The organism is Actinorhabdospora filicis (genome assembly GCF_030269765.1).
Taxonomy (GTDB): domain Bacteria; phylum Actinomycetota; class Actinomycetes; order Mycobacteriales; family Micromonosporaceae; genus Actinorhabdospora; species Actinorhabdospora filicis.
This window is the reverse complement of sequence record NZ_BSTX01000001.1, coordinates 23,178-48,654: the sequence shown is the minus strand read 5'-3', so window position 1 is coordinate 48,654 and position 25,477 is coordinate 23,178. Positions and strand designations below refer to the sequence as shown.

Annotated in this window: 24 protein-coding genes and 1 riboswitch; of the genes, 19 read left to right on the top strand and 5 right to left on the bottom strand. The window is 72.6% G+C overall.

Translation table 11 applies throughout. The annotated features are described in order from the left end of the window. Positions 1–13: 13 nt before the first annotated feature. Both QSK10_RS00240 and QSK10_RS00235 read right to left on the bottom strand, forming a co-directional pair. Entirely contained in the window at positions 14–1,249 is a 1,236-nt protein-coding gene (locus QSK10_RS00240) for a bifunctional 3,4-dihydroxy-2-butanone-4-phosphate synthase/GTP cyclohydrolase II (RefSeq protein WP_285660485.1), read from the bottom strand. Then, positions 1,246–1,833 (bottom strand): riboflavin synthase, encoded by a 588-nt coding sequence (locus tag QSK10_RS00235; protein ID WP_285660484.1) that lies wholly within the window; start codon positions 1,831–1,833, stop codon positions 1,246–1,248. Before QSK10_RS00235 ends, QSK10_RS00240 begins: the two co-directional genes overlap by 4 nt. A 122-nt stretch (positions 1,834–1,955) precedes the next feature. Then, positions 1,956–2,106, bottom strand: a riboswitch (FMN riboswitch). Positions 2,107–2,524: 418 nt separating this feature from the next. On the opposite strand from QSK10_RS00235, the gene QSK10_RS00230 reads away from it, so the two are divergent. The 4 genes from QSK10_RS00230 (at position 2,525) to QSK10_RS00215 (ending at position 5,259) form a co-directional block, all read left to right on the top strand. Next, positions 2,525–2,788 carry a phosphoribosyl-ATP diphosphatase gene (locus QSK10_RS00230; RefSeq protein WP_285660483.1) on the top strand — a complete coding sequence of 88 codons (264 nt, stop codon included), beginning with the start codon at positions 2,525–2,527 and terminating at the stop codon, positions 2,786–2,788. Between the two features lie 45 nt (positions 2,789–2,833). Next, entirely contained in the window at positions 2,834–3,679 is an 846-nt protein-coding gene (hisG, locus tag QSK10_RS00225) for an ATP phosphoribosyltransferase (protein WP_285660482.1), read from the top strand. A 72-nt stretch (positions 3,680–3,751) separates the two neighbouring features. Further along, on the top strand, positions 3,752–4,702 hold the full coding sequence (locus tag QSK10_RS00220) for a DMT family transporter (protein WP_285660481.1): 951 nt from the start codon (positions 3,752–3,754) through the stop codon (positions 4,700–4,702). A 41-nt stretch (positions 4,703–4,743) separates the two neighbouring features. Further along, entirely contained in the window at positions 4,744–5,259 is a 516-nt protein-coding gene (locus QSK10_RS00215; protein ID WP_285660480.1) for a hypothetical protein, read from the top strand. Between the two features lie 38 nt (positions 5,260–5,297). On the opposite strand, the gene QSK10_RS00210 is transcribed toward QSK10_RS00215, so the two are convergent. Continuing rightward, a complete protein-coding gene (locus tag QSK10_RS00210; RefSeq protein WP_285660479.1) occupies positions 5,298–6,446 on the bottom strand; it encodes a peptidoglycan-binding protein in 1,149 nt (382 codons plus the stop codon). Between the two features lie 139 nt (positions 6,447–6,585). Between QSK10_RS00210 and dapE the strand changes: the two genes are divergently transcribed. From dapE to QSK10_RS00180, 6 genes are all read left to right on the top strand, one after another. After that, complete coding sequence (dapE, locus tag QSK10_RS00205; RefSeq protein WP_285660478.1) at positions 6,586–7,659, top strand: succinyl-diaminopimelate desuccinylase; 1,074 nt, start codon at positions 6,586–6,588, stop codon at positions 7,657–7,659. Then, positions 7,660–8,124, top strand: coding sequence for a PH domain-containing protein (locus QSK10_RS00200; RefSeq protein WP_285660477.1), 465 nt, complete (start codon positions 7,660–7,662; stop codon positions 8,122–8,124). A gap of 322 nt (positions 8,125–8,446) precedes the next feature. After that, positions 8,447–9,004: a translation initiation factor IF-3 gene (gene infC / locus QSK10_RS00195; RefSeq protein ID WP_349497663.1), complete on the top strand. Its 558-nt coding sequence runs from the start codon at positions 8,447–8,449 to the stop codon at positions 9,002–9,004. A gap of 26 nt (positions 9,005–9,030) precedes the next feature. Continuing rightward, positions 9,031–9,225, top strand: coding sequence for a 50S ribosomal protein L35 (gene rpmI / locus QSK10_RS00190; RefSeq protein ID WP_285660476.1), 195 nt, complete (start codon positions 9,031–9,033; stop codon positions 9,223–9,225). Between the two features lie 82 nt (positions 9,226–9,307). Continuing rightward, complete coding sequence (gene rplT / locus QSK10_RS00185) at positions 9,308–9,673, top strand: 50S ribosomal protein L20 (protein ID WP_285660475.1); 366 nt, start codon at positions 9,308–9,310, stop codon at positions 9,671–9,673. Positions 9,674–9,677: 4 nt separating this feature from the next. Continuing rightward, positions 9,678–10,475: a TrmH family RNA methyltransferase gene (locus QSK10_RS00180; RefSeq protein WP_285660474.1), complete on the top strand. Its 798-nt coding sequence runs from the start codon at positions 9,678–9,680 to the stop codon at positions 10,473–10,475. A gap of 52 nt (positions 10,476–10,527) precedes the next feature. Here the strand turns inward: QSK10_RS00180 and QSK10_RS00175 are convergent, their stop codons facing one another. Further along, positions 10,528–13,815 carry a S8 family serine peptidase gene (locus QSK10_RS00175; RefSeq protein WP_285660473.1) on the bottom strand — a complete coding sequence of 1,096 codons (3,288 nt, stop codon included), beginning with the start codon at positions 13,813–13,815 and terminating at the stop codon, positions 10,528–10,530. A gap of 408 nt (positions 13,816–14,223) precedes the next feature. Between QSK10_RS00175 and pheS the strand changes: the two genes are divergently transcribed. Beyond that, a complete protein-coding gene (gene pheS, locus QSK10_RS00170) occupies positions 14,224–15,303 on the top strand; it encodes a phenylalanine--tRNA ligase subunit alpha (RefSeq protein ID WP_285660472.1) in 1,080 nt (359 codons plus the stop codon). Then, positions 15,303–17,777: a phenylalanine--tRNA ligase subunit beta gene (gene pheT, locus QSK10_RS00165; RefSeq protein WP_285660471.1), complete on the top strand. Its 2,475-nt coding sequence runs from the start codon at positions 15,303–15,305 to the stop codon at positions 17,775–17,777. Before pheS ends, pheT begins: the two co-directional genes overlap by 1 nt. 114 nt (positions 17,778–17,891) lie before the next feature. Here pheT and QSK10_RS00160 read toward each other — a convergent pair whose 3' ends face one another. Further along, on the bottom strand, positions 17,892–18,638 hold the full coding sequence (locus QSK10_RS00160; RefSeq protein ID WP_285660470.1) for an AfsR/SARP family transcriptional regulator: 747 nt from the start codon (positions 18,636–18,638) through the stop codon (positions 17,892–17,894). 421 nt (positions 18,639–19,059) lie between these two features. On the opposite strand from QSK10_RS00160, the gene QSK10_RS00155 reads away from it, so the two are divergent. The 7 genes from QSK10_RS00155 (at position 19,060) to QSK10_RS00125 (ending at position 25,469) form a co-directional block, all read left to right on the top strand. Further along, positions 19,060–19,599, top strand: a complete 540-nt coding sequence (locus QSK10_RS00155; protein ID WP_285660469.1) for a TlpA family protein disulfide reductase — start codon at positions 19,060–19,062, stop codon at positions 19,597–19,599. 196 nt (positions 19,600–19,795) lie between these two features. After that, positions 19,796–20,812 carry an N-acetyl-gamma-glutamyl-phosphate reductase gene (argC, locus tag QSK10_RS00150; RefSeq protein ID WP_285660468.1) on the top strand — a complete coding sequence of 339 codons (1,017 nt, stop codon included), beginning with the start codon at positions 19,796–19,798 and terminating at the stop codon, positions 20,810–20,812. After that, positions 20,809–21,960: a bifunctional glutamate N-acetyltransferase/amino-acid acetyltransferase ArgJ gene (argJ, locus tag QSK10_RS00145; RefSeq protein ID WP_285660467.1), complete on the top strand. Its 1,152-nt coding sequence runs from the start codon at positions 20,809–20,811 to the stop codon at positions 21,958–21,960. The genes argC and argJ overlap by 4 nt, the downstream gene beginning before the upstream one ends. Next, positions 21,957–22,835: an acetylglutamate kinase gene (gene argB / locus QSK10_RS00140; protein WP_285660466.1), complete on the top strand. Its 879-nt coding sequence runs from the start codon at positions 21,957–21,959 to the stop codon at positions 22,833–22,835. The genes argJ and argB overlap by 4 nt, the downstream gene beginning before the upstream one ends. After that, positions 22,832–24,025 (top strand): acetylornithine transaminase, encoded by a 1,194-nt coding sequence (locus QSK10_RS00135; RefSeq protein WP_285660465.1) that lies wholly within the window; start codon positions 22,832–22,834, stop codon positions 24,023–24,025. The genes argB and QSK10_RS00135 overlap by 4 nt, the downstream gene beginning before the upstream one ends. Continuing rightward, positions 24,022–24,960 (top strand): ornithine carbamoyltransferase, encoded by a 939-nt coding sequence (argF, locus tag QSK10_RS00130; protein WP_285660464.1) that lies wholly within the window; start codon positions 24,022–24,024, stop codon positions 24,958–24,960. The genes QSK10_RS00135 and argF overlap by 4 nt, the downstream gene beginning before the upstream one ends. Continuing rightward, a complete protein-coding gene (locus QSK10_RS00125; protein ID WP_285660463.1) occupies positions 24,957–25,469 on the top strand; it encodes an arginine repressor in 513 nt (170 codons plus the stop codon). The genes argF and QSK10_RS00125 overlap by 4 nt, the downstream gene beginning before the upstream one ends. The last annotated feature ends 8 nt before the right edge of the window (positions 25,470–25,477 follow it).

Here is a 25,477-nt window from a genome sequence, read left to right as displayed (position 1 = left end):
TACGTCAGTCCTTTCAGGAGGCCGCGACGGCCAGCTCGTCGAAGAGGTGGCCCATCCGGTCGCGCTTGGCGCGCAGGTAGGCGATGTTCTCGGGGTGGGCGTGGGCCGGCAGTGCGACCCGGCCGAGGACGGTCAGGCCGTGGCCCTCGATCCCGGCCCGCTTGTCGGGGTTGTTGGTGAGCAGCCGTATCGAGGACAGGCCCAGGTCGGCCAGGATCTCGGCGCCGATGCGGTAGTCGCGGGCGTCGGCGGGCAGGCCCAGGTCGAGGTTGGCGTCGACGGTGTCGCGCCCGGCGTCCTGGAGCTCGTAGGCCCGCAGCTTCTGCAGCAGGCCGATGCCGCGTCCCTCGTGGCCGCGCATGTACAGGACCACGCCGCGGCCCTCGGCGGCGACGGCGCGCATGGCCGCCTTGAACTGCGGGCCGCAGTCGCAGCGCAGCGAGCCGAAGGCGTCCCCGGTCAGGCACTCGGAGTGGACGCGCACCAGCACGTCCTCCCCGTCGCCGAGGTCGCCGTGCACGAGCGCGACGTGCTCGGAGCCGTCGGACGCGGAGTAGCCGACGGCGCGGAACAGGCCGTGCTCGGTGGGCAGCCGCGTGTCGGCGACCCGCTCGACGGTGCGCTCGGTGCGGCGGCGGTACTCCACCAGGTCGGCGATGCTGACCAGCGGCAGCCCGTGCTCGGCGGCGAAGGCCCGCAGGTCCGGCAGCCGCATCATCGTGCCGTCGTCGTTGACCAGTTCGCACAGGACGCCCGCCTCGCGCAGGCCCGCCAGCCGCACCAGGTCGTTGGTGGCCTCGGTGTGGCCGGTGCGGCGCAGGACCCCGCCGTCCACGGCCCGCAACGGCACGACGTGCCCGGGCCGCGTGAACGACGCCGGCGTCGAGGCCGGATCGGCCAGCAGGTTCAGGGTGTGCGCGCGGTCCCTGGCGGAGATGCCGGTGCTCTCCCGGTCGGCGGCGTCGACGGCGACCGCGTAGGCGGTGCCGCGCGAGTCCTCGTTCACGTGGTACTGCGGGGGGATCGCCAGCCGGTCCAGTTCGGCGCCGGGCAGCGTCGCGCAGATGTAGCCGGAGGTGTAGCGGACCATGAAGGCCAGCAGCTCCGGCGTGGCCTTCTCGGCGGCGAAGATGAGGTCGCCCTCGTTCTCGCGGTCCTCGTCGTCCACGACGATGACCGCGCGGCCCTCGGCGATGGCGGCGATGGCGTCCTCGATCGGGTCCAGCCCGACGCGCGCGTGCTCGTTCATGCCGCGCTCCCGTGGGCGAGCAGCTTCTCGACGTGCTTGGCGATGACGTCGGTCTCCAGGTGCACCGGGTCCCCGGGCCCCTTCGAGCCGAGCGTGGTCAGCGCGAGCGTGGTCGGGATGAGGCCGACGGTGAAGACGTCCCCGTCGACCGACGCGACGGTGAGCGACACCCCGTCGACGGTGATCGAGCCCTTCTCGACCACGTAGCGCGCCAGGCCGGGCGCGAGCCGGATGTGCACGGTCTCCCAGTTGCCGCCGGGCTCGCGTCTGAGGATCTCGCCGACCCCGTCGACGTGCCCTTGCACGAGATGACCGCCGAGACGCGTCTGCAGCGTCGCCGCGCGTTCCAGATTGACCGGGTCGCCCGGCCGGATCCCGCCCAGGGCGGTCCGGTCGTAGGTCTCACCCATCACGTCGACGCCGAAGACGTCGCCGTCGACATCGGTGACGGTGAGGCAGACGCCGTTGACGGCGATCGAGTCGCCGTGCTTCGCGTCGGAGGCGACCGTACGGCCCCGGATCGCCAGGCGCGCGGGTTCGACGGCCACGATCTCGCCGAGTTCCTCGACGATGCCAGTGAACATGTGTCCTCCACCTGAGAATCGGGCACACGTACAGGCGGGGGAATCACCGCAGACACCGGGTACGGCCATATCGTCGAAGGGCCGCCGCGAATACGCGACGGCACGACACCGACCGGTGCCGCGCGCGCCAACTACCATCCGGACTTTCACCGTCGGTCCTGGATTCTCACCAGGTCCACCGGTCACTGGATGTGATCGGGTCGCGGACTTCGAGGCCGTCATAGGACACCTCGTCACCGCCGGTTCGGAATTACACCGACCCCGCCAGCGCGCATGCTGGTCAGCTTCGAGTTTTGCACGGTGAGGAACGTCGATGGGGGAGGGGTGAGGAGGGTCACCGGGGGAGGGGTGATAATGGTCAGTTATGTAGGCATGCGAGACGGAGTGGCGGGTGCCGGGCCGTGTGGTGTGGAGCGCGTTGGTGGGGACGGGCGTGGGAGCGGCTGGTCGGGCGGGTCGTGGGGGCTGGCCGCGCGGGCTCGCGCGGCCATGGATGCGCGGTTCCGTGGCCGGTGGCCGGTGGTTCGTGGAGCACCGGCCGGTCGCCGCCGCGCGTCCGCCGCCGACTCGGCGCACACGTCCCGGGCGCGCACCGCCGTCCCCGCCCGACCCCCGAACGTGACCCGTCCCACGTCCCGCCACGCGGAACGCTCGCGCACCTCACCCCCGTGTCCGACTAGGCTCTCCCCCCGTGAAGACCTTCGACCAGCTCTACGCCGAGCTGTCGCGCATCGCCGAGACGAGGCCCGCCGGTTCCGGCACCGTGGCCGCGCTCGACGCGGGCGTGCACGCGATCGGCAAGAAACTCGTCGAGGAGGCCGCCGAGTCGTGGATGGCCGCCGAACACGAGGGCAAGGAACGGACCGCCGAGGAGATCTCCCAGCTCCTCTACCACGCGCAGGTCCTCATGGTCGCCAGTGGACTGTCCCTTGAGGACGTGTACCGACATCTGTGACGCCGCCCCCGTCACATCGGTGCACGTTCCCAAGGAGTCCATCCCGTGCTTCGCGTAGCCCTCCCGAACAAGGGTTCCCTTTCCCAGTCCGCCACGACCATGTTGCAAGAGGCCGGTTACCGGCAGCGTCGCGCCGAGCGCGACCTCACCTGCGTCGACGCCGACAACGACATCGAGTTCTTCTACCTGCGTCCCCGCGACATCGCCACCTACGTCGGATCGGGCGATCTCGACCTCGGCATCACCGGACGCGACCTGCTCATCGACTCCGGCGCGCCCGCCGAGGAGGTCCTCGCCCTCGGCTTCGGCGGCTCGACCTTCCGCTACGCCGCGCCCGTCGGGGGCATCTCCCACATCGACGACCTCGACGGCCGCCGCGTCGCGACCTCCTACCCGGGACTGGTCGCGCGGCACCTCGCCGGGCACGGCGTGACCGCCGAGGTCATCCGCCTCGACGGGGCCGTGGAGAACGCCGTCGGACTCGGTGTCGCCGACGCCGTCGCCGACGTTGTGTCGACCGGCGCGACCCTGCGCCAGGCCGGTCTGGAACCCTTCGGCGAACCGCTGCTGGAGTCGCAGGCCGTCCTCATCCGCCGCCAGGGCGCCGACTCACCGGCCGCCGCGGACGGGCTCGTGCGCCGGGTCCGGGGCGTCCTCGTCGCGCGCGAGTACGTGATGCTGGCCTACGACGTCCGCGTCGAACTCGTGGAGGCCGCCTCGGCGCTGACCCCCGGCATCGAGTCGCCGACCGTGTCGCCGCTGCACCGCGAGGGCTGGGTCGCCGTGCAGGCCATGACCCCCGCCCGCCACGTGCAGCGGATCATGGACGAGCTGTACGCCCTGGGCGCCCGGGGCATCCTCGTCACCCGGATCCACGCGTGCCGGATCTGACCCCCTTATCCACGGCCCCCGCTCCGGCCCGGAGCGGGGGCCTTCGCCTTTCTCCCGGAAGATCCCCACCCCATGGACACCGTCACCACCCCCCGGAAGTCCACCCCCGCCCTCGCCGCGATCGGCTTCGCCGTCATCGCGGGCGTCGCCGGAGCGGCCCAGTCCGCGGTCAACGCCACCCTCGGGCAACGCGTCGGCTCGCCCCTCTCGGCGGCCCTGATCAGCAACCTCTGCGGCGGACTGCTCCTCGCCGTCATCATCACCGCCGTCCCCGAGGTCCGCCGCGGCATCGGCCGCATCCGCCGCTCGCCCCAGCCCTGGTGGATCTACTGCGGCGGCGTCTTCGGCGCCCTCTTCCTGTTCACCGGAGCCCTCACCGTCCCCCTCATCGGCGTCGCCCTCTTCACCGTCGGCCAGGTCTGCGGCCAGACCGGCGGCGGCCTCCTCGCCGACCGGACCGGCCTCGGCCCCGCCGGCCGCCGCCCCGTGACCGCCTTCCGCGTCCTGGGGACCCTCCTGGCCATCACCGCCGTCATCGTCGCCGGCGTCGGCCGCGGCTTCGACGGCGACGCCGCCTGGTGGCTGCTGCCCCTCGTCGCCGTCATGGGCGTCGGCCTCGCCGTCCAGGGCGCGGTCAACGGACGCCTCACCCTCACCGCCGGGCAGCCCTTCGCCACCAGCGTGGTCAACTTCCTCGCCGGGACCAGCGCCATCCTCGTCGTGTTCATCCCCCTCCGCCTCGCCGGGACCATCCCCTGGAACGGCCTCCCGAGCGAACCCTGGCTCTACGTCGGCGGCCTCATGGGCCCCTTCGTGGTGGTCTGCTCGGTGCTGGCCATCAACTCCGTCGGCGTCCTGCGCGCCGGACTCGGCGTCCTCGCCGGCCAGCTCACCGGCGCCCTCGCCCTCGACCTCGCCCGCACCGGAGCCGCGCCCTCACCGTGGATCCTGGCGGGCGTGGCGATCACGGCGGGGGCGGTGTGGGTGTCGGGACGCACGAAGCGCGTCGTGGGGGAGGGGTAGCCTCACGCGGCCCGAACGACCGCCCGCCCTTTGGAGTCACCGTGCCCGACCCGGCCGCCCCTCGCGCCGTCGACCCTCGTGTCGCCACGTGGTTCCCCGAGCTGATGCCCTCGGCGCGAGAGGCCACCCGGCTGCACCCCCGTCGCGCGCGGCCGGGCGTCCACGACAGCTCCATCGGCAGGCCCGCGCTGTGGCCGTCGTGGGACGAGTGGCCGGAGTGCCCGTGGTCGTCGCACGGGTTCTACCGGGGCACGGAGTACCCGATCGACGCCGCCGCTGTGGTGCCCGCACGGGCACGAGCCCTTCGACCGTCCGGAGCCGCTGGTCGTGTGGTGGGACTCGGCGAGCTTCGAGGAGGCCCTGGAGGTGCGGCCCGAGGGACACGACGGCCGCTACGTGCCCGAGCCCTGCGCGATCACGCCCGACGAGTCCTCGACCTGCCGGGCTGGACCGAGCTCGACGACGAGGCGACCGGTCTGAGCTTCAACGGCGGCTTCTACATCTTCGAGTGCCGGCGCTGCCCCGACCGGCCCTACACCCACTACGGCGACGCGTGAGGACGTGGCCGCCGCACGGGAGCGGCGGCCACGGGTCACTAGTGCTCGTCCTTCGCGTACTGGTCGCGCTTGAACGACTCCCGCACCACGCCGCCGGTCAGGACGCACCAGGTGTTCGCGTCGATCTTGCCGTTCGACGGGAGGCCGTGGAGGCGCTGGAGGTCCTGGAGGGCCTTCATGGTCGTGTGGTCGTAGGCGCCGGTGGCGGTGACGTCGGCGTAGCCCTTGCTGTTCAGCATGAACTGGGCCGCCTCGACCGCGAGGCCGCTGTCGTGCTTGCCGACGAAGGGCGCGAGGGTCTCCCAGGTGGCGGGGGTGAGGGTGGCGTCGATGTCGACGGGGACGTTGTTGCGCAGCTGCCAGTCCTGGACGGCGGCCACCGTGGCGGCGTCGAAGACGGCCGAGGGGGTGACGGAGTAGCCCTGGGCCTTGAGGAGGTACTGGGCGACCTTGACGGTGGGTCCGCCGACGAAGCGCCAGGTGTCGGGCCAGCGGCGCTCGGGGATGTCGCAGAGGTCGGTGCCGAGTTCACGGGCGACGCGGCGGCGCAGCATGGGGAACTGGCGGTAGAAGGCGGCGCCGGGGCAGAGGGTGCCGCGGAAGTCCCAGTGGCCGAAGATGTCCGAGGCGCTCAGGTGGTACTGGTCGGCGATGGCCACGCAGAGCTTGGTGAGGCTGGCGATGAGGGCCTCGGGCGGGGTCTCGTCGACGTAGGTGCCCTCGTTCTCGATGCCGATGGCGCGGCCGTTCTCGCCGGGACAGTGCGCGGCGATCATCTGCTTGTCGGCGCGGTCCAGGGCGTCGAGGCTGCCGTGGCGGCCCTCCATGACGTAGCCGCCGCGGCTGACGGTGAAGTGCTGGCCGGTGTCGGACCAGCCGTTCTTGTCCATGTGCAGGTTCTGGCAGTCCTTCGCCAGCTTGATCCCCTGCTCGCGGGAGTAGTCGGTGACGTTGGGGAACGCCATGTGGTGGACGATGATCTTGTTCGTGGCGATCGCGCTGTGCGACAAGGGGCCGGCCGGCGGGCGGCCGCCCCAGGAGTCGCAGTCGATGATCCACGGGAACCTGCCGCTGGGGGCGGCCTGGGCCGCGCCGGGCAGGGCGAGCCCACCGCCGACGGCGGCTACCGCGCCGGTGGCGACCGACGCCTTCAGGAGAGTGCGGCGGGTGAGATCACGGGGGGACATGGTGTTCCTTTCCGAGAGGTGGCGGAGAAAAACTTCTCTCCGTCGGAAGTTCTGGAAGGATATTTGCAACATCGGCTTCTGTACATCCCCCCGGACGGGCCGGGAGACGCCCGCCGAGCACCGCGTATCGTGATCCACCGTGGCAGTACTGGACGAGAGCACCCTCGCCGACCCCGTGGCCCTGACCCGGGCGCTGGTGGACATCGCGTCGGTCTCCGAGGACGAGGCCGAGATCACCGACGCCATCGTGGCCGCCCTGAGCGGCCGCCCCCACCTGACCGTGCAGCGCGACGGCAACGTCGTATTCGCGCGCACCGACCTGGGACGGGAACGGCGGGTCATGCTCGCCGGGCACACCGACACCGTCCCGCACCACGCCAACTTCCCCTCCCGCACCGAGGGCGACGTCATGTGGGGCTGCGGCACCTCGGACATGAAGTCCGGGACGGCCATCGCGTTGCACCTGGCGGCCACGCTCACCAACCCGCGCCACGACCTCTCCTTCGCGTTCTACGACTGCGAGGAGATCGAGGCCGAGAAGAACGGCCTCAACCGCGTCGCGGCCACCCACCCCGAGTGGCTGGAGGCGGACTTCGCGTTCCTGCTCGAACCCACCTACGCCGCCGTCGAGGCCGGCTGCCAGGGGACGATGCGGGTGGACGTGCGCACCACCGGGGTCCGCGCCCACGCCGCGCGCAGCTGGCTGGGCCGCAACGCCATCCACGACGCCGCCGAGGTGCTCAACCGGCTCGCCCGCTACGAGGCGCGCCGGGTCACCATCGACGGGTGTGAGTACCGCGAGGGCCTCAACGCGATGTTCATCTCCGGCGGGGTCGCCGGGAACGTCGTGCCCGACGAGTGCGTGGTCCAGATCAACTTCCGCTTCGCCCCCGACCGCGACATCGCCGGTGCCGAGGCGCACCTGCGCGAGGTCTTCGGCGGCCTGGACGTCACCGTCGTCGACGCCGCGCCGGGCGCGCTGCCGGGCCTGGACGCGCCGGCCGCCAAGGACTTCCTGGCCGCGGTGGGACGCCCGGCGGCCGCCAAGCTCGGCTGGACCGACGTCGCGCGCTTCGCCGCGCTGGGCGTCCCGGCCGTCAACTACGGCCCCGGTGACCCCAATCTCGCCCACAAGCAGGACGAGCGCGTGGAGATCCCCAAGATCATCGAGTGCGCCGCCGTGCTGCGCGACTACCTCTCCCTGGAGGCGTGAATGGCCGTGCGCGAGACTGTGAGCGTGGAACCCCTCGTCATCCGGCCCCGCAAGGCGCGCGTCGCGTGCTGGATCGCCGCCGTGGCGGTCGCGCTGGTCTTCACCGGCCTGGCCTTCACCCTCACCGGCGAGACCGACGGCGGCGGGCAGTTCGAGCCCGTCGACCAGATCGCCATGGTGGGCCTGGGCCTGCTGGGCGCGGCGGTGATCCTGCTGTTCACCCGGCCGCTGATCCGCGCCGACGAGAACGGCGTGCACGTCCGCAACGTCATCGGCTCCTACGACCTGCCCTGGCAGGTCGTGCGGGCGGTGCGCTTCAACCGCGGCGCCTCGTGGGCGAGCCTGGAGCTCCAGGACGACGACGAGGTCTCCCTCATGGCGATCCAGGCCGTGGACAAGGAGAACGCCGTCGCCGCCGTCCGCTCGCTGCGGGCGATGCTGGCCGCCGTCAACGACGCCGACTGACCTGCTACTCTTAACCGTCGACCACATCGCCGCATTCGCGTGCCCCTCACATGGGGCCGAGCACGAACGTCGGGATGTCGCAAGCGGAGCCCCGCTCCCACCCGAGCCGCCGGAATAGGCAGCCGGGTCCGGTCGTTCGTACGGGCGTCGTGTGCGTTCCGTACGGGCATCGCCGTGCCTCTTGGTACGGCTACCGGTCGAGTGGGCCCTCATCGCCGTCAGGCGAGCGGGGCCTCATCTCGTTGTTGGGCCCTGTCTTGCGGACGGTCACGACCAAACGTGTTCGCAAGCGATTCAAGGAGGCCCCATCAGCGACGCGCGCGTGAACGAGCAGATCCGGGCGAGGGAAGTCCGGCTCGTCGGCCCGCAGGGTGAGCAGGTAGGCATCGTCTCCCTGGACCAGGCCCTGCAGCTGGCCGCCGACGTCGACCTGGATCTGGTCGAGGTTGCGCCCATGGCACGCCCCCCGGTGTGCAAGCTCATGGACTACGGCAAGTTCAAGTACGAGGCCGCGCTCAAGGCGCGCGAGGCTCGGCGCAACCAGCAGCAGACCGTCATCAAAGAGATGAAGCTCCGGCTCAAGATCGATACGCACGACTACGAGACCAAAAAGGGTCACGTCCTGCGTTTCCTCAAGGCCGGTGACAAGGTCAAGGTGACGATCATGTTCCGTGGCCGCGAGCAGAGCCGCCCCGAGATGGGCAAGCGTCTGCTGGAGCGGCTGGCGGGTGACGTGGAGGAGTTCGGCGTCGTGGAATCGATGCCGCGCCTCGACGGCCGCAACATGATCATGGTCATGGCGCCGCACCGGGTCAAGCAGGCCCCTGCCGCCAAGGCCGACGCCGAGGTCATCGAAGAGGCCCCGGCCGCGGCCGAGTAACAAGTTCCCCGAGGAGTAACGGCACCATGCCGAAGATGAAGAGCCACAGCGGTATCCGCAAGCGCGTCAAGGTCACCGGCGGCGGCAAGGTCGTGCGCCAGCAGACCGGCCGTCGCCACCGCATGGAGGGCAAGTCCAGCCGCGTCACCCGCCGCCTTGAGGGCACCGTGGTGATCGCCAAGGCCGACGAGAAGCGCGTCAACAAGCTGCTCGGTCGCTGACCACACCGCAGCGCTAAGTCAGCGTTCGAAGCGAGACCGTCCGGTCGGTGAAGCCGGACGGTCGTGATGAGGAGATACACCCGTGGCACGTGTCAAGCGGGCAGTGAACGCCCAGAAGAAGCGCCGTACTACGCTGGAAGCGGCCAGCGGCTACCGCGGCCAGCGTTCGCGCCTGTACCGCAAGGCGAAGGAGCAGCTGCTCCACTCGCTCACCTACGCTTACCGCGACCGCCGTGCGCGCAAGGGCGAGTTCCGTCGCCTCTGGATCACGCGCATCAACGCCGCGGCCCGCCTGAACAACATGACCTACAACCGGTTCATGCAGGGCCTGGCCGCCGCGGGCGTCGAGGTGGACCGCAAGGTGCTGGCCGACCTGGCCGTCACCGACGCCGGCGCCTTCGCCGCGCTCGTCGAGGTCGCGCGCAAGGCCCTTCCGGCCGCCGCGTAACCCGATGCGAGACCTTTCACCCGGGGTGGTTCCGTACACGGTGCGGACCCCCCGGGTTGTTGCTGCCCGGAAGCTGCTGCGCCGCCGCAACCGCGACGCCCGCCGGGAGTTCCTGGCCGAGGGCCCGCAGGCGGTGCGCGAGGCGCTGCGCCTGGACGGTGTGGTGAGCGAGCTGTTCGGGACGCCCGCCGCGCTGGAGCGCCACCCCGACCTGGTCGCGGCCTCGCCGAGGTACTCGGCGGTCGACGACGCGGCCCTGGCCGCGCTGTGCGACACCGTGACGCCGCAGGGCCTGGTCGCGGTGTGCGCCTACATCGACGTCCCGCTCCCCGCGGCGCCGAAGCTGTCGGTGACGCTGGCGGGCATCGCCGACCCCGGTAACGCCGGGACGATCCTGCGCACCGCCGACGCGGCCGGTGCCGGGGCGGTGGTGTTCCCCGACGACACCGTCGATCCGTACAACGGGAAGTGCGTGCGCTCGGCCGCCGGGAGCCTGTTCCACGTGCCGGTGGTGCGCGGTGGCGAGCCGGGGGCGATCCTGGCGGGGCTGCGGGGGCAGGGCATCCGCGTCCTGGCCGCCGACGCCTACGGCGACACCGATCTGCACGCGCTGGCCGACGAGGGCGGCCTGGCGGGCCCGGTGACGTGGCTGTTCGGTTCGGAGGCGCACGGTTTGTCGCCTGAGCTGGCGGCGGAGGCCGATCTGCGGGTGAAGATCCCGATCTACGGTTCGGCGGAGAGCCTGAACCTGGCTGCGGCGGCGGCGATCTGCCTGTACACGACGGCCCGCGCGCAGCGCTGAGTGATGTGAAAGGGCCGCCACCCACCCGGGTGGCGGCCCTTTGGCGTGCCCGTCAGGCGGTGACCAGGTAGGCGCCGGTGACGGTCTGGACGACGGTGGTGCCGTGGTCGTCGGTGCCGCTCAGGCGCAGGTGCATGAACACGGGGATCCCGCCGGTGACGGTGGGGTTGGGGACCGTCGCGCGCCAGCCGGGGCCTTCGGCGGTCAGCGGGACGGTGGTCCAGGTGGCGCCGCCGTCGGCGGAGACCTCGGCGGTGGCGGTGGACATGGGGGTGTCGGCGCCGATGACCAGGGCGGTCGTGGTGGTGCCGACGGTGGCGGTGGTGCGGAAGGCCGTCAGCGGCAGGTTCCGCCTGCCGTGGGTGCGGGCGGTGTCGAAGGTCCAGGACGCGGTGACCGCGCCGGAGTGGAACCAGCGGCGCCGCTGGGCGGTGACGGTGAGGGTGTAGCGGCCGGAGGCGTCGGGGAGGGTGGCCTCCAGGGCGGGGGAGACCGCGGTGAACGCGCTCGTGGCGAGCGCGGTGCCGTCCTGGGACAGGGTCATGGTGCCCGTGACGCCGGGGTCTTCGCTGAGGTGGCCGGGGACGGCGTCGGTGAACAGGTTGCGGGGTTCGTAGTGCAGCAGGTTCCCCTCGCGCCAGGCGTCGCCGGGCCGGGGCGCGGGGCCCAGGACGGGGGCGAACCACGTCTCGTCGTAGCGCTTCCCCACGGGGTAGGAGTGGTCGACGTCGGCGATGACGTGGGCGTCGCCGCCGGAGTTGTACTGGACGATGTAGCGGTATTCGTCCACGCCCTCGGGGTAGTCGATCCAGTGGTCGACGGCGCCGGTGGTGATGAAGGAGCGGTAGGCCCAGGCGACGGGGTCGCCGGGGATGAGCGGCCCGGAGTAGATCATCGCGCCGGGGCGGCCCTGCGGGGTGACGGTGGTGGCCACGTGGGCCATGGCCGCGGTCGTCCCGTGGTAGGCGGCGTCGGCGGGCACCTCTCCCTCACGGGCGACGACGGTGTCGGCGCGCCAGGTGGAGAAGGTGCCGTAGAGGTTGCTCTTGGCCTTGCCGAACACGAAGTGGGTGAAGTAGGAGACGTCGGGGTCGGTGTAGGGCATCACGTACATGGGCACCTGGCCCTGGAAGGTGGTGGAGTTGCCCGCGGTGACGCCGTCGCGTCCGGTCAGGACGGTGGTCGTGGTGCGCGCCAGGAGCGCCGAGCCGGGCACGTCGACGTCGCCGTGGACCGAGGCGGCGGTGCGGGTGTCGATGACGACGGGGGCCATCCCGGCGCGGACGGTCACCGGGACCACCACGGGGGTGATGGCGTCGAGGGTCTTTCCGTCGATGACGACGGTGTCGATGACGTTGGCGACCAACGCGTACTTCCCGGCGGCCAGCCGCAGGGTGCCGGTCCCGGTGGCGCCGGTGAGCAGGAAGTCGTGGTCGCCGGTGGACAGGTCGGTCACCTGGGCCACGAGGCCGGTCTGGGGGGTGCCGTCGTGGCGGATGAAGGTGACGGGGACGTCGGCGGCCTCGGGTTCGACGTAGGCGCCCACGAGCGTGGTGACCTCGCCGAGGTACCGGTGGCCCTTCTTGGCGTGCACGGTGCCGGTGATGAGCCCGGAGTAGACCCCGTCGCGGACGCGGCGCCCGCCCACGGTCACCTCGACGGCGGCCTCGCCGTGGGCGGGCACCCACACCGCGCGGTCGGTGTCGATGAGGCGCCGCACGGGCTCGCCCTCGCGGGTCCAGGCGCCGGAGGACAGGGTGACGCGCACGGTCTCGTCGGTGTCGTTGCGGTAGGTGACGGTGGTGGTGGCGCGGTCGGGCCCGCCGTACTTCAGGAGGGTGTTGAGGGTGCCGGGGACGGCGGTGACGCCCAGGCGGGTGGCGCGGCCGGCGTCGATGCGCCCGGCGCCCTGCTGGAAGGCGGTGTAGCCCTCGATGTGCTCGGCGGTGCCGATGAGCGCGGCCTTCAGGCGCGGCCCGGTCCACTCGCGGTGCCGCTGCTTGAGAAGGGCCGCGGCGCCCGCGACGTGCGGGGTGGCCATGGACGTGCCGTCCAGCGCGGTGTAGTTGGCGTCGAGCGGCACGCCGATGCTGGTGCCCTTGGCGCGGGCGGCGACGATGCCGACGCCGGGGGCGGTGACGTCGGGTTTGACGCCGAAGTCGCCGACGCGGGGGCCGGTGCTGGAGAAGGGGGCGAGGCGGTCGTCGTGGTCGACGGCGCCGACGGTGAGGGCGGCCTCGGCGCTGCCGGGGCTGCCGATGGTGCGCGATCCGGCCTCGCCGTCGTTGCCGGCGGCGATGACGAACAGCGCGCCGGTGGTGGCCGACAGTTCGTTGACCGCGCGTTCGAGGGGGTCGATGCCCTGGGTGTCGCTGCCGCCGAGGCTCATGTTGATCACGTCGGTGCACATGGTGACCGCCGCCCACTCCATCCCGGCCAGGATCCACGACTCGGCCTTGCCGTTGTCACCGAGGACCTTGCCGTTCAGCAGTGTCGCGCCGGGCGCGACTCCGGCGTACCTGCCGCCGGAGGCCGCGCCGGATCCGGCGATGGTGGAGGCCACGTGGATGCCGTGGCCGACCTTGTCGCCGTCGGTGGGGGAGTCGGTGAAGTTCTTCGCGGCGGCGATCTTCCCGGCCAGGTCGGGGTGGGTGGCGTCGATCCCGGAGTCCAGGACGGCCACGGTGACCCCGGTGCCGGTCAGGCCGCGCTCGTGGGCCTCGTCGGCGCCGATCTGTGGGACGCTGCGGTCGAGCAGCGCCTCGCGGGGCGCGTCCAGCCAGAGGGTGGTGATGCCGCCGCCGTCGGCGAGGCCGGCCCACAGGGCGGGCGCGTCGTCCTTGGCGACGGTCGCGGCGTCCATGCCCAGGGCCGGGAACGCCGCCGTGCGGGCCGCACCGGTGAGGCTCGGTGCGGAGGCGGTGGCGCGTTCGGTGACCACGGGGATGTCGTCGCGGTGGGCGTCGGCGTAGCCGGCGGCCAGCAGGCCGGTGATGTCGAACAGGCGCGGGTCGAGGCGCCCGGAGGCCAGCCCGGCGCGCGCGTCGGACGGGATGAGCGAGACGTGCCCGGCGGCGTCGCGGGTCTGGCCGTAGGAGACGTCGCGCCCGTCGGCGGGGCGCACCACCGCGCGGGGCTCGCCGTCGTCGCCGGTGATGAGGGAGACGGCGTCGCCGGTGATGAGGGTGACCGAGGTGCCCGGCGGGGCGGCGTCGGTCACGATCGGGGCGTCGCCGTCCTCGGCCAGGGCGGGCGGGGACACCGCCGTGAGGGTCGCCGCGGTCAGCCCGAGGGCCAGGGCCGCGGCGGTCAGGGTTCCGCGCGTGCGCACAGTGGACACGCCATCTCCGCCCGCTGCTCCAAAGGGGGCGGAAGGCGCGGATCGAGCCGCGCGGGGGCGGGGGTGGGCTCGCTTCACCGGAGACCGGGGCGCGGGCTGTCGGGGGGCATGGACCCTGCGGCTGGAGAGCGGTTTCCAGAGGGCGGACGTCCCATCGGCCGGACGGGTAAGCCGCTCGCGGCCGGCGCGGGGGCCTCGCTAGACTGGGCACGTGCTCACCCGCCTCACCACGCCCCGCCCCGGTCGCGCCGACCGGTGGCGCGCGACGCCGTGGTTTAGCGGGCCCGCCGGTGGCGGGCCGGCGCGGCGGTAAGCCCTTTCGCGCGAGCTCATCTCTCACACCGGCGGGCAGGCGGCTCCGCCGCGCGTCCTAGACTTCCCCGACGGGTGTCTCCTAGAGAGTGAGCCATGACGTACCGCAATGATCCCTACGACCCCAAGCAGGTCGCGCTTCTGGATCCCGAGGCCCTGTCGCGGGCCGTCGCCGAGGCCGAGAAGGCCTTCGCCGAAACCCGCGACCTGGACGACCTCGCCGCCGTGAAGCACCTCCACCTCGGCGACCGCGCCCCGGTGTCCCTGGCCCGCCGCGAGATCGGCGCGCTGCCCCCGGCGGCCAAGGCCGACGCGGGCAAGAACGTCAACCAGGCCCGCGTGGCCGTGCAGGCCGCCTTCGACGCCCGCCGCGAGGCCCTGGAGGCCGAGCGCGCCGCCCGCGTCCTGCGCGAGGAGGCCGTCGACGTCACGCTCCCGGCCGGCCGGCGCCCGCAGGGCGCGCGGCACCCGCTGACGCTGCTGTCGGAGCAGGTCGAGGACCTCTTCCTCGGCATGGGCTACGAGATCGCCGAAGGGCCCGAGGTCGAGTCGGCCTGGTACAACTTCGACGCCCTCAACATGGGCCCCGACCACCCGGCCCGGCAGATGATGGACACCTTCTACCTGGAGACCGCCAAGCGCCAGGTGTCGAAGGACCTCGTCCTGCGCACCCACACCTCCCCGGTGCAGATCCGCACCATGCTGACCAAGAAGCCGCCGATCTACGTCGTCTGCCCCGGGCGCGTGTACCGCACCGACGAGCTGGACGCCACCCACACCCCGGTGTTCATGCAGGTCGAGGGCCTGGTCATCGACAAGGGCATCACCATGTCCCACATGCGCGGCGTGCTGGAGCACTTCGCCCGGGTCATGATCGGCGAGGACATCGTCACCCGCCTGCGCCCCTCCTACTTCCCCTTCACCGAGCCCAGCGCCGAACTGGACCTGTGGTGGCCGCTGCACCGCGACGGCCCGCGCTGGATCGAGTGGGGCGGCTGCGGCATGGTCAACCCCCGCGTCCTGCGCGCCTGCGGCGTCGACCCCGACGAGTACACCGGCTTCGCCTTCGGGATGGGCATCGAGCGCACCCTGATGCTGCGCTCCGGCGTCACCGACATGCGGCACATGGTCGAAGGCGACGTGCGCTTCGCCCGCGCCTACGGAACGGAGGTCTGATGCTCGTCTCGCGATCGTGGCTGCGTGAATACGTCGCCATCCCCGAGGGCGCCACCGCCCTCGACATCGACACCGCCTTCGTCCGCGCCGGACTGGAGATCGAGGCGGTCACCGACCTGAGCGAGGCCGTCACCGGCCCCCTCGTCGTCGGCCGCGTGGTCTCCATCGAAGAACTCACCGAGTTCAAGAAGCCCATCCGGCACTGCCACGTCGAGGTCGGCGAGGCCGAGCCGCGCAGCATCATCTGCGGCGCGCGCAACTTCGCCGAAGGCGACCTGGTCGTCGTCGCGCTGCCCGGCACGGTCCTGCCCGGCGGGTTCGCCATCGCCTCCCGCAAGACCTACGGGCGCCTGTCGGACGGCATGATCTGCTCCGCCCGCGAACTGGGCGTATCCGACGAGCACGACGGCATCATCGTTCTGCCCGCCGGCACCCCCGAGGCCCCCGGGACCGACGCGCGCTCCATCGTCGGACTCGACGACGTGATCTTCGAGATCAACGTGACGCCCGACCGCGGATACTGCTTCTCCGTGCGCGGCCTGGCCCGCGAGCTCGCCCAGTCCCTCGGCGTGGCCTTCACCGACCCCGCCGAGCTGACCGCGCCCGCGATCCGCACCGCCGAGGGCCCGCACCCGCTGCGCGTGGACGACACCACCGGCTGCCCGCGCTTCGCGCTGCGCGCCGTCCACGGCGTCGACCCCGCCAAGCCCTCGCCGGAGTGGATGAAGCGCCGCCTGGCCCAGTCCGGTATGCGCTCCATCTCCCTGGCCGTGGACGTCACCAACTACCTCATGCTCGAACTCGGGCAGCCCCTGCACGCCTTCGACCGCTCGGCCCTGCGCGGCGGCCTGGTCGTGCGGCGCGCCGAGGCGGGGGAGAAGCTCACCACCCTCGACGACGTCCAGCGCGTCCTGGAGCCCGAGGACATCGTCATCGCCGACGACACCGGCGTGATCTCCCTCGCCGGGGTCATGGGCGGCCAGACCAGCGAGGTCGCCCCGGACACCACCGAGGTGATGTTCGAGGCCGCCAGCTGGGAGCCGGTGTCCATCGCCCGCACCTCCCGCCGCCACAAACTGGTCAGCGAGGCCGGCAAGCGCTTCGAGCGCGGCGTCGACCCCGCCCTGTGCGCGGTGGCCGTCAACCGCGCCGCCGAGCTGATGGTGGAGTACGGCGGCGCGGTCATGGGCGACCACGTCACCGACCTCGACCACCGCGTCCCGGCCGCCCCGGCGACCCTCCCCATCGGCCTGGCCGCGCGCCTGGCGGGCGTGGACTACACCCCCGAGGAGGTCGTGGCCGCGCTGGAGACCGTCGGCTGCCGCGTCACCGCCGACGGGGAGACCCTCACCGTCACCCCGCCCTCGTGGCGGCCCGACCTGACCGACCCGGCCGACTACGCCGAGGAGGTCATCCGCGTCCTGGGCGTCGAGCGCATCGTCGGCCACCTGCCGCGCGCGACCCCCGGGCGGGGCCTCACCGCGCGCCAGCGCCGCCGCCGGACGGTGGGCCGCGCGCTCGCCGACGCCGGGTACGTCGAGACGCCCTGCTACCCGTTCGTCGCGCCGGAGGTCCACGACGCGTTCGGGCTGGACGCCGCCGACCCGCGCCGCCGGGCCCTGCGCATCGCCAACCCGATCTCGGCGGCCGAACCGGAGCTGCGCACCTCGCTGCTGCCGCCGCTGCTGGCCGCCCTCAAGCGCAACATCGGGCGCGGGCACAAGGACCTGGCCCTCTACGAGGTCGGGCAGGTCTTCCTGCCCAAGGCCACCGAGGTGCCGGTGCCGGACCTGCCGGTCGCGCACCGTCCCTCCGACGAGGAGCTGGCCGCGGTCGCCGAGGCGATGCCCGACCAGCCCCGCCACGTCGCGGCGGTTCTGGCCGGCAGCGCCGACCTGGCCGGATGGTGGGGCGCCGGGCGCGCCGCCGACTGGTCGGACGCGGTGGAGGCCGCGCGCGTGGTCGCTCGCGCGTCCGGCGTCGAGCTGGACGTCGCGCAGGGCGAGCACGCGCCCTGGCACCCGGGCCGCTGCGCCGAGCTGCGCGCCGGTGACGTCGTCGTCGGGCACGCCGGTGAGCTGCACCCGGCGGTGTGCGAGGCGCTGGAGCTGCCGCGCCGCACCTGCGCCATGGAGCTGAACCTGGACCTGCTGCCCTATGCGGGCAAGGTCGCCGCGCCCTCGGTGTCGACGTACCCGCCCGCGCGCATCGACGTGGCCGTCGTGGTGGACGCCGCCACGCCGTCGGCGGCGGTCGCCTCGGCGCTGGCCCAGGGAGCGGGTGAGCTGCTGGAGGACATCGAGCTGTTCGACGTCTACCAGGGCGAGCGGCTGGGCGAGGGACGCAAGTCGCTGGCCTACCGGCTGACCTTCCGCGCCCTGGACCGCACGCTGACCGCCGAGGAGGCGGTCGGTTACCGCGATGCCGCGGTCGCCGCGGCGGCCTCGGTCGGGGCCACGCTGCGCGACGTGTGAGGCGCTGACGAAGAAGGGTGGACCCCGGCCGGGGTCCACCCTTCTTCGCGTTGTCGATCATCGCCGGGTGGCCGGTGTTCACTCCCCGCTCGCCCGGGGCGCCTACCGTGGTGCTCAGGCGTGCAGGATGTCCTCCTGGGCCCGGCGCAGCTCCACCGAGGGCTCCAGGCCCAGTTCGCGGCGCAGGACCTGGCGGGCCGAGCCGTAGGCGGCCAGGGCGCCGGCGCGGTCGCCCATCTCGGCCAGCGAGCGCATGAGCAGCAGCCAGGCGTTTTCGCGCAGGGGCTGCTCGGCCAGCAGCATCCGCAGGTGGGGGATGGCGGTGTGGGTGCGTTCGGCCAGGCGCAGGCAGACCGCGGCGTACTTCTCGACGGTGGCCGCGCGCTGCTCGTCGAGGGCGTCCAGGGCCAGCCGGAGCGGGCCGTGCGCGGTTAAACCGTCGGCGGCGGGGCCGCGCCAGACGTCCAGGGCCAGGCGCAGCTGTTCCTGCGCGACGGCCAGGCGCCCGGCGGCCAGGGCGGTGTCGGCGGTGATGACGGCGTCGGAGAAGACCTCCACGTCGGATTCGCCGGTGTCGACCCGCAGGAGGTAGGAGCCGCGGGGGGACTCCAGGCGGGGCATGCCGATCCCGGCGAGGGCCGCGCGCAGCTGGGAGGCGTAGGTCCGCACGTTGGCCTGGGCGGAGTCGGGTGGCTCCTTCTCCCAGAGCGTGGAGACGACGTTGCCGAGGGCGACGCGGCGGTTGGCGTTGCGCAGGAGCAGGGCCAGCAGGACGGCCCGCTTGCCGCGGTCGAAGACGACGCTCTCGCCGCCGGGACCCGTGACTTCTATTGGTCCGAGGAGCCGAAAACGAAGCGTCATCGCTGCCTCCCCAGGCCACCATTGATCAAGTTAACTGCGTCAATCTAACCGCGCGTCCGAGACGCGTCAATGCCTTCGGACGGAGACGGCACTACCTTCCGGAGGCGAGCGGGATCCCTTCGGCCGCAGGCGAAGCGTCCGTTCGACGGATGCGCTGCATATGCGCTCGTCTATGCAGGCGTGGCATAGCGTCTGCGTGTACGGAGTTGATCTTCAGATGATGGAGAACGGGATGCGCGGGCCCGCCGGCCGTCCACCGGCCCCGTTCGCCGTGCACCGGCCGGTCGCCGCGGCCCGGAAGGCCCCACGGCCTCCGGTGGCCGGTGAAGCCGCAGGTCGCGACCGGCCTTGTGGCGGAGAGCGCTTTGCGCTTTACTGCACCTCACCGACCTGAGTGGACACCCGACCGAAGGAAACCCCTATGCCCTTTCTGATCGCCGCCGTGGTCCTGGTGGGCGCCATCGCCACCTTGAACCTGCTGCTCACCGTCGGCGTCATCCGCCGGTTGCGGGAGCACACCGAGCAGCTGGCGAACTTCAGCTCCGGACCGCAGATGGGCCCCAACGAGGGTGACCCGATCGGCGAGTTCACCACCACCGCCATCGACGACACCCTGGTCAGCGCCGACACCATCGCCGGTTTCAGCCTCGTCTCGGTCATGAGCCCCGGCTGCGGGCCGTGCGAGGAGAAGCTGCCGAAGCTGGTGGCGATGCTGGAGAACGGCGAGCTGCAGAAGAAGAAGGTCCTGGCCGTCATCGCCGGTTCCGAAGAGGACTCCGTCCCGATGATCACCGCGCTGCAGGATCTGGCCGTGGTCGTGCGCGAGGAGCCGGTCAGTGGCCCGGTGCAGTCGGCGGTGGGCGTGCGCGCCTTCCCGACCATGTTCACCGCCGCCGACGGCAAGGTCGCCGCGGTCGTCCGTGACCTGTCCGAGGTCAAGAAGCTGGCGGCCGCGCGCTAAATACTCATCCGGTCGCCGGACGCGCGGAGACAGGCGCGCCCGCACCGGTCACCTCCCCGCAACCCCCGTTCACCCTTTGGTGGGCGGGGGTTTCTCGTGTGCCCGTGAACGGCGTCACGCCGATACCGCGTTGAGCGCGTGAATGGATTGAGATACAGTACTGCGCATACTCATTCACGACGCGAGGAGCAGGACCATGGGCACGCGTGTGGCGATCGCCGGAGCCAGCGGTTACGCCGGGGGCGAACTGCTCCGCCTGCTCGTCGCGCACCCGGAGTTCGAGCTGGGCGCCGTCACCGCCCACAGCCAGGCCGGTGCCCCGGTGACCTCCGTCCACCCGCACCTGGCGACCCTCGCCGGGCGCAACTTCGACGCCGCCACCCCCGCCGCCCTCGGCGACGCCGACCTCGTCTTCCTGGCGCTGCCGCACGGGGAGTCGGCCGCCGTCGCGGCGTCGCTGCCCGCCCACGTCAAGGTCGTCGACCTCGGCGCCGACCACCGGCTCACCGACGCCGCCGCCTGGACGGCCTACTACGGCGGCGAGCACGCCGGGGCCTGGACCTACGGCCTGCCCGAGCTGCCCGGCCAGCGCGAGAAGATCGCCGCCGCCACCCACGTGGCCGCCACCGGCTGCTACGTCGTGGCCAGCACCCTGGCGCTGCGGCCGCTGATCGACGCCGGGCTCGCCGACCCCGCCGACGTGGTGATCGTGGCCGCCTCGGGCACCTCCGGCGCCGGGCGCACCGCCAAGGCCCACCTGATGGGCAGCGAGGTCATGGGGGACGTGTCGGCCTACAAGGTCGGCGCCCACCAGCACACCCCCGAGATCAAGCAGGCCACCGGCGCGACGTCCCTGTGCTTCACTCCCGTGCTGGCGCCACTGCCACGGGGAATCCTGTCCACGGTGACCGCCCGACCGCTCCGGCCGGGCCTCTCTTCCGATGAGGTCCGGCAGGCGCTACAGGCGGCCTACGCCGACGAGCCCTTCGTGCACGTGCTGCCCGAGGGACGGTGGCCGCGCACCGCGTCCACCTTCGGCACCAACTCCGCCCACCTGCAGGCGACCGTCGACCTGGACGCCGGGCGGATCACCGCCGTGGCCGCCATCGACAACCTCGGCAAGGGCGCGGCCGGACAGGCCGTGCAGTGCGCCAACCTCATGCTCGGCCTGCCGGAGACCACCGGCCTCGCCATCAACGGAGTAGCACCGTGACCGTCACCACCCCCGGGGGCTTCCGCGCCTCCGGCCTCGCCGCAGGCATCAAGGCCTCCGGCAAGAAGGACCTCGCCCTCGTCGTCAACGACGGCCCGTCCCAGGTCGCCGCCGGCGTCCTGACCGCCAACCGCGTCCACGCCGCCCCCGTCAAATGGACCCGCCAGGTCCTGTCCGACGGGACGCTGAAGGCCGTCGTCCTCAACTCCGGCGGCGCCAACGCCTGCACCGGGCCCGCCGGGTTCCAGGACACCCACGCCACCGCCGAGAAGGTCGCCGGGGTCCTGGGCATCGGCGCCGCCGAGGTCGCGGTGTGCTCCACCGGCCTCATCGGCGAGCTCCTGCCGATGCCGAAGATCCTCGCCGGGATCGACGGCTGCGCCGCGGCCCTGTCCGCCGACGGTGGCGCCGACGCCGCCGAGGCGATCATGACCACCGACACCCTGGCGAAGAACACCGTCCAGACCGGCGCCGGGTACCTCATCGGCGGCATGGCCAAGGGCGCCGGGATGCTCGCGCCCGGCCTGGCCACCATGCTGGTGGTCCTGACCACCGACGCCGACGTCGACCACCCCACCGCCCAGGCCGCGCTGGCCCGCGCCTGCCGCCTGACCTTCGACCGCCTCGACTCCGACGGCGCGATGTCGACCAACGACACCGTCCTGCTGCTGGCCTCGGGCGCCTCGGGGGTCAGCCCGGACCCGGCGGAGTTCGCCGCGCTGCTCACCGCCGCCTGCCACGACCTCTCCCAGCAGCTCCTCGGCGACGCCGAGGGCGCCACAAAGGAGGTCGCCATCGAAGTCCGCAACGCCGCCACCGAGGACGACGCGGTCACCGTCGGGCGCTCCATCGCCCGCAACAACCTCGTCAAGACCGCCCTGTTCGGCAACGACCCCAACTGGGGCCGCATCCTGGCCGCGGTGGGCACCACCGACGCCGTCTTCGACGCCGACGAGCTCGACGTCGCCGTCAACGGCGTGTGGATCTGCCTCAAGGGCGCCGCCGCGGCCGACCGCTCCGCCGTCGACCTCAAGGGCCGCGACGTGTCCATCACCGTCGACCTGCACGCCGGCAACGCCACCGCCACGATCTGGACCAACGACCTCTCGCACGCCTACGTGCACGAGAACTCGGCGTACTCCTCATGAGCGCCGTCGACGACGCCATGTCCAAGGCGCACACGCTGATCGAGGCCCTGCCCTGGCTGACCCGCTTCCACGGCAAGACCGTCGTGGTCAAGTACGGCGGCCACGCCATGATCGACCCCGCGCTGCGGGCGTCCTTCGCCGCCGACATGGTCTTCCTGCGCTACGCCGGGCTCAAACCCGTCGTCGTGCACGGCGGCGGGCCCCAGATCTCCAAGATGCTCGACCGCCTCGGCATCGCCAGCGAGTTCAAGGGCGGCCTGCGCGTGACCACCGCCGAGTCCATCGACGTGGTCCGCATGGTCCTGGTCGGCCAGGTCGGCCGCGAACTCGTCGGCCTCATCAACGAGCACGGCCCCTTCGCCGTCGGCATGTCCGGCGAGGACGCCCGCCTCCTCGTCGCCGAGCGCCGCCCCGCCTACATCGACGGCAAGGCCGTCGACATCGGCCAGGTCGGCGACGTCGCCAAGGTCAACACCGCCGCCATCACCGACCTCATCGAGGCCGGGCGGATCCCGGTGATCTCCACCGTCGCCCCCGACGCCGACGGCGTCCTGCACAACCTGAACGCCGACACCGCCGCCGCCGCGCTGGCCACCGCCCTCGACGCGCAGAAACTGGTCGTCCTCACCGACGTCGCCGGGCTCTACCGCGACTGGCCGGACACCAACAGCCTCATCCGGCAGCTCACCGCCGACGAGCTCGCCGAGCTGCTGCCCGGCCTGTCGGCCGGCATGGTCCCCAAGATGGAGGCCTGCCTGCGCGCCGTCAAGGGCGGCGTCCCCCAGGCCCACGTCATCGACGGGCGCCTGCCCCACTCGCTCCTCCTCGAAATCTTCACCTCCGAAGGGACCGGCACGATGGTGGTGCCCGCATGAGCCTCCAGCAGCGGTACGAAGCCGCTTTCATGCCCAACTACGGCGTTCCCCCGCTGGCCCTGATCTCCGGGACCGGCCTCCGGGTCACCGGCGCCGACGGCCGCTCCTACCTCGACTTCATCGGCGGCATCGCCGTCAGCAGCCTCGGCCACGCCCACCCCGCGCTCGTCGAGGCGGTCAGCGCGCAGGTCGCCGCCATCGCCCACACCTCCAACCTGTTCCTGAACGAACCCGAGATCCTGCTCGCCGAGAAGCTGCTGTCCCTGGTGGACGCCCCCGCCCGGGTGTTCCTGGCCAACAGCGGCACCGAGGCCAACGAGTGCGCGCTGAAGCTGGCCATCAAGTACGGCAAGACCCACGGGCGGCCCTACATCGTGGCCATGGAGAACGGCTTCCACGGACGCACCCTGGGCGCGCTGTCGCTGACCGGCAAAGCCGCCATCCGCGACCAGTTCGGGCCCTTCCCCATCGACGTGCGCTTCGTGCCCTTCGGTGACGCCGACGCCCTCAAGGCCGCCGTCACGAGCGAGTGCGCCGCGGTGTTCGTCGAACCCACCCAGGGCGAGGCCGGGGTCGTCTCCCCGCCCGCCGGGTACCTCACCGCCGCCCGCGAGATCTGCGACGCCACCGGCACCCTCCTCGTCCTCGACGAGATCCAGTCGGCCATCGGCCGCACCGGCGCCTGGTTCGCCCACCAGCACGAAGGCGTCGTCCCCGACGTCCTCACCCTCGCCAAGGGACTCGGCGGCGGCCTGCCCATCGGCGCCTGCCTCGCCTTCGGCGAGCACGGCGCGATCTTCGCCAAGGGCGACCACGGCTCCACCTTCGGCGGCAACCCCGTCAGCGCCGCCGCCGCCCTGGCGGTGCTCACCACCATCGAGAAGGACGGCCTGCTGGCCAACGCCGCCGAGGTGGGGGAGTACCTCACCGCCTCCATCGAGGCCCTCGCCCACCCCGCCGTGGCCGGAGTCCGCGGGCGGGGCCTGTGGAAGGCGATCGTCCTCCACGCCGAGGACGCCGCCGCCCTCGAAGCCGCCCTGCGCGAGCGCGGCGTCCTGGCCAACGCGCTGCGCCCCGACGCCGTGCGCCTGGCGCCGCCGCTGGTCACCACCCGCGACGACGTCGACGCCTTCACCACCGCCCTGACCGGGGCCCTGACCGCCTGTTACCCCCCAGGAGGACGACCGTGACCCTGAGGCACTTCCTCAGAGACGACGACATCACCGCCGCCGAGCAGCGCCAGGTCCTGGCGCTGGCGGCGCTGCTGAAGCGGGACCGGCGAGCGCACCAGCCGCTCGCCGGGCCCCGCTCGGTCGCGGTGGTCTTCGAGAAGCAGTCCACCCGCACCCGGCTGTCCTTCGACGTCGGCATCGCCGAACTCGGCGGCCACCCCGTCACCATCGACGCGCAGGGCAGCCACCTGTCGCGGGGCGAGACCGTCGCCGACACCGCCCGCGTCCTCTCCCGGTACGTCGACGCGATCGTGATCCGCACCTACGGCGACGACCGCATCCGCGAACTCGCCGCGGCCGCCTCGGTCCCGGTGGTCAACGCGCTCACCGACGGCTTCCACCCCTGCCAGCTCCTCGCCGACCTGCTCACCGTCGACGAGCACCTGGGCGGCGCGGCCGGGAAGATCCTCACCTACGTCGGCGACGGCGCCAACAACATGGCCCACTCCTACCTCCTGGCCGGCGCCCTCGCCGGGGCGCACGTCCGCGTCGCCGCCCCCGAGGGCTACCACCCCGACCCCGCCATCGTCGCCGACGCCGAGGCCCTGGCCGCCACCACCGGCGGCAGCGTCTCCATCGGCGTCGACCCCCACGGCGCCGCCGAGGGCGCGCACGTCCTCACCACCGACGCGTGGGTGTCGATGGGGCAGGGCGACGCCGAGATCCGCGAGAAGGACCTCACGCCCTATCGCATCGACGCCGCGCTGCTGGCCGGCACCGACCCCGGCTCCATCGTCCTGCACTGCCTGCCCGCCCACCGCGGCGAGGAGATCACCGACGAGGTCATGGACGGCCCCCGCTCGGCGGTCTTCGACCAGGCCGAGAACCGCCTGCACGCGCAGAAGGCGCTGCTGACGTGGCTGCTGGACCCCACCGTGCGGGCGAACCCGTGACCGGCCCGCTGACCAAGTCCGCCCGGCAGGCGCGCGTCATCGAGATCATCCGCGCCCAGCCGGTCCGCTCCCAGGCCGAACTCGCCGACGTGCTGGCCGCCGAGGGCATCGCCGCCACCCAGGCGACCCTCTCGCGCGACCTGGAGGAGCTGGGCGCGGTCAAGGTCCGCGGCACCGACAAGCTCCCGGCCTCCTACGTCATCCCCGACGACGGCGCGCCCCCGCTGCGCCCCAACGCCACCCCGCCGGACCGGCTCGTCCGGCTCCTGCGCGAACTCCTCACCGGCGCCGACCACTCCGGCAACCTCGCGGTGTTGCGAACACCGCCCGGAGCCGCCCAGTTCCTCGCCTCCGCGCTGGACCGCTCCGGGCTCGCCGACATCGTCGGGACCATCGCCGGCGACGACACCATCCTCGTCGTCGCCCGCGACGGACTCGGCGGCCCGGATCGCACCCCGGGCGCCGAACTCGCCGACCGGCTCCTCTCCTGGGCCGGCAAAGACCACTGATCGCACAC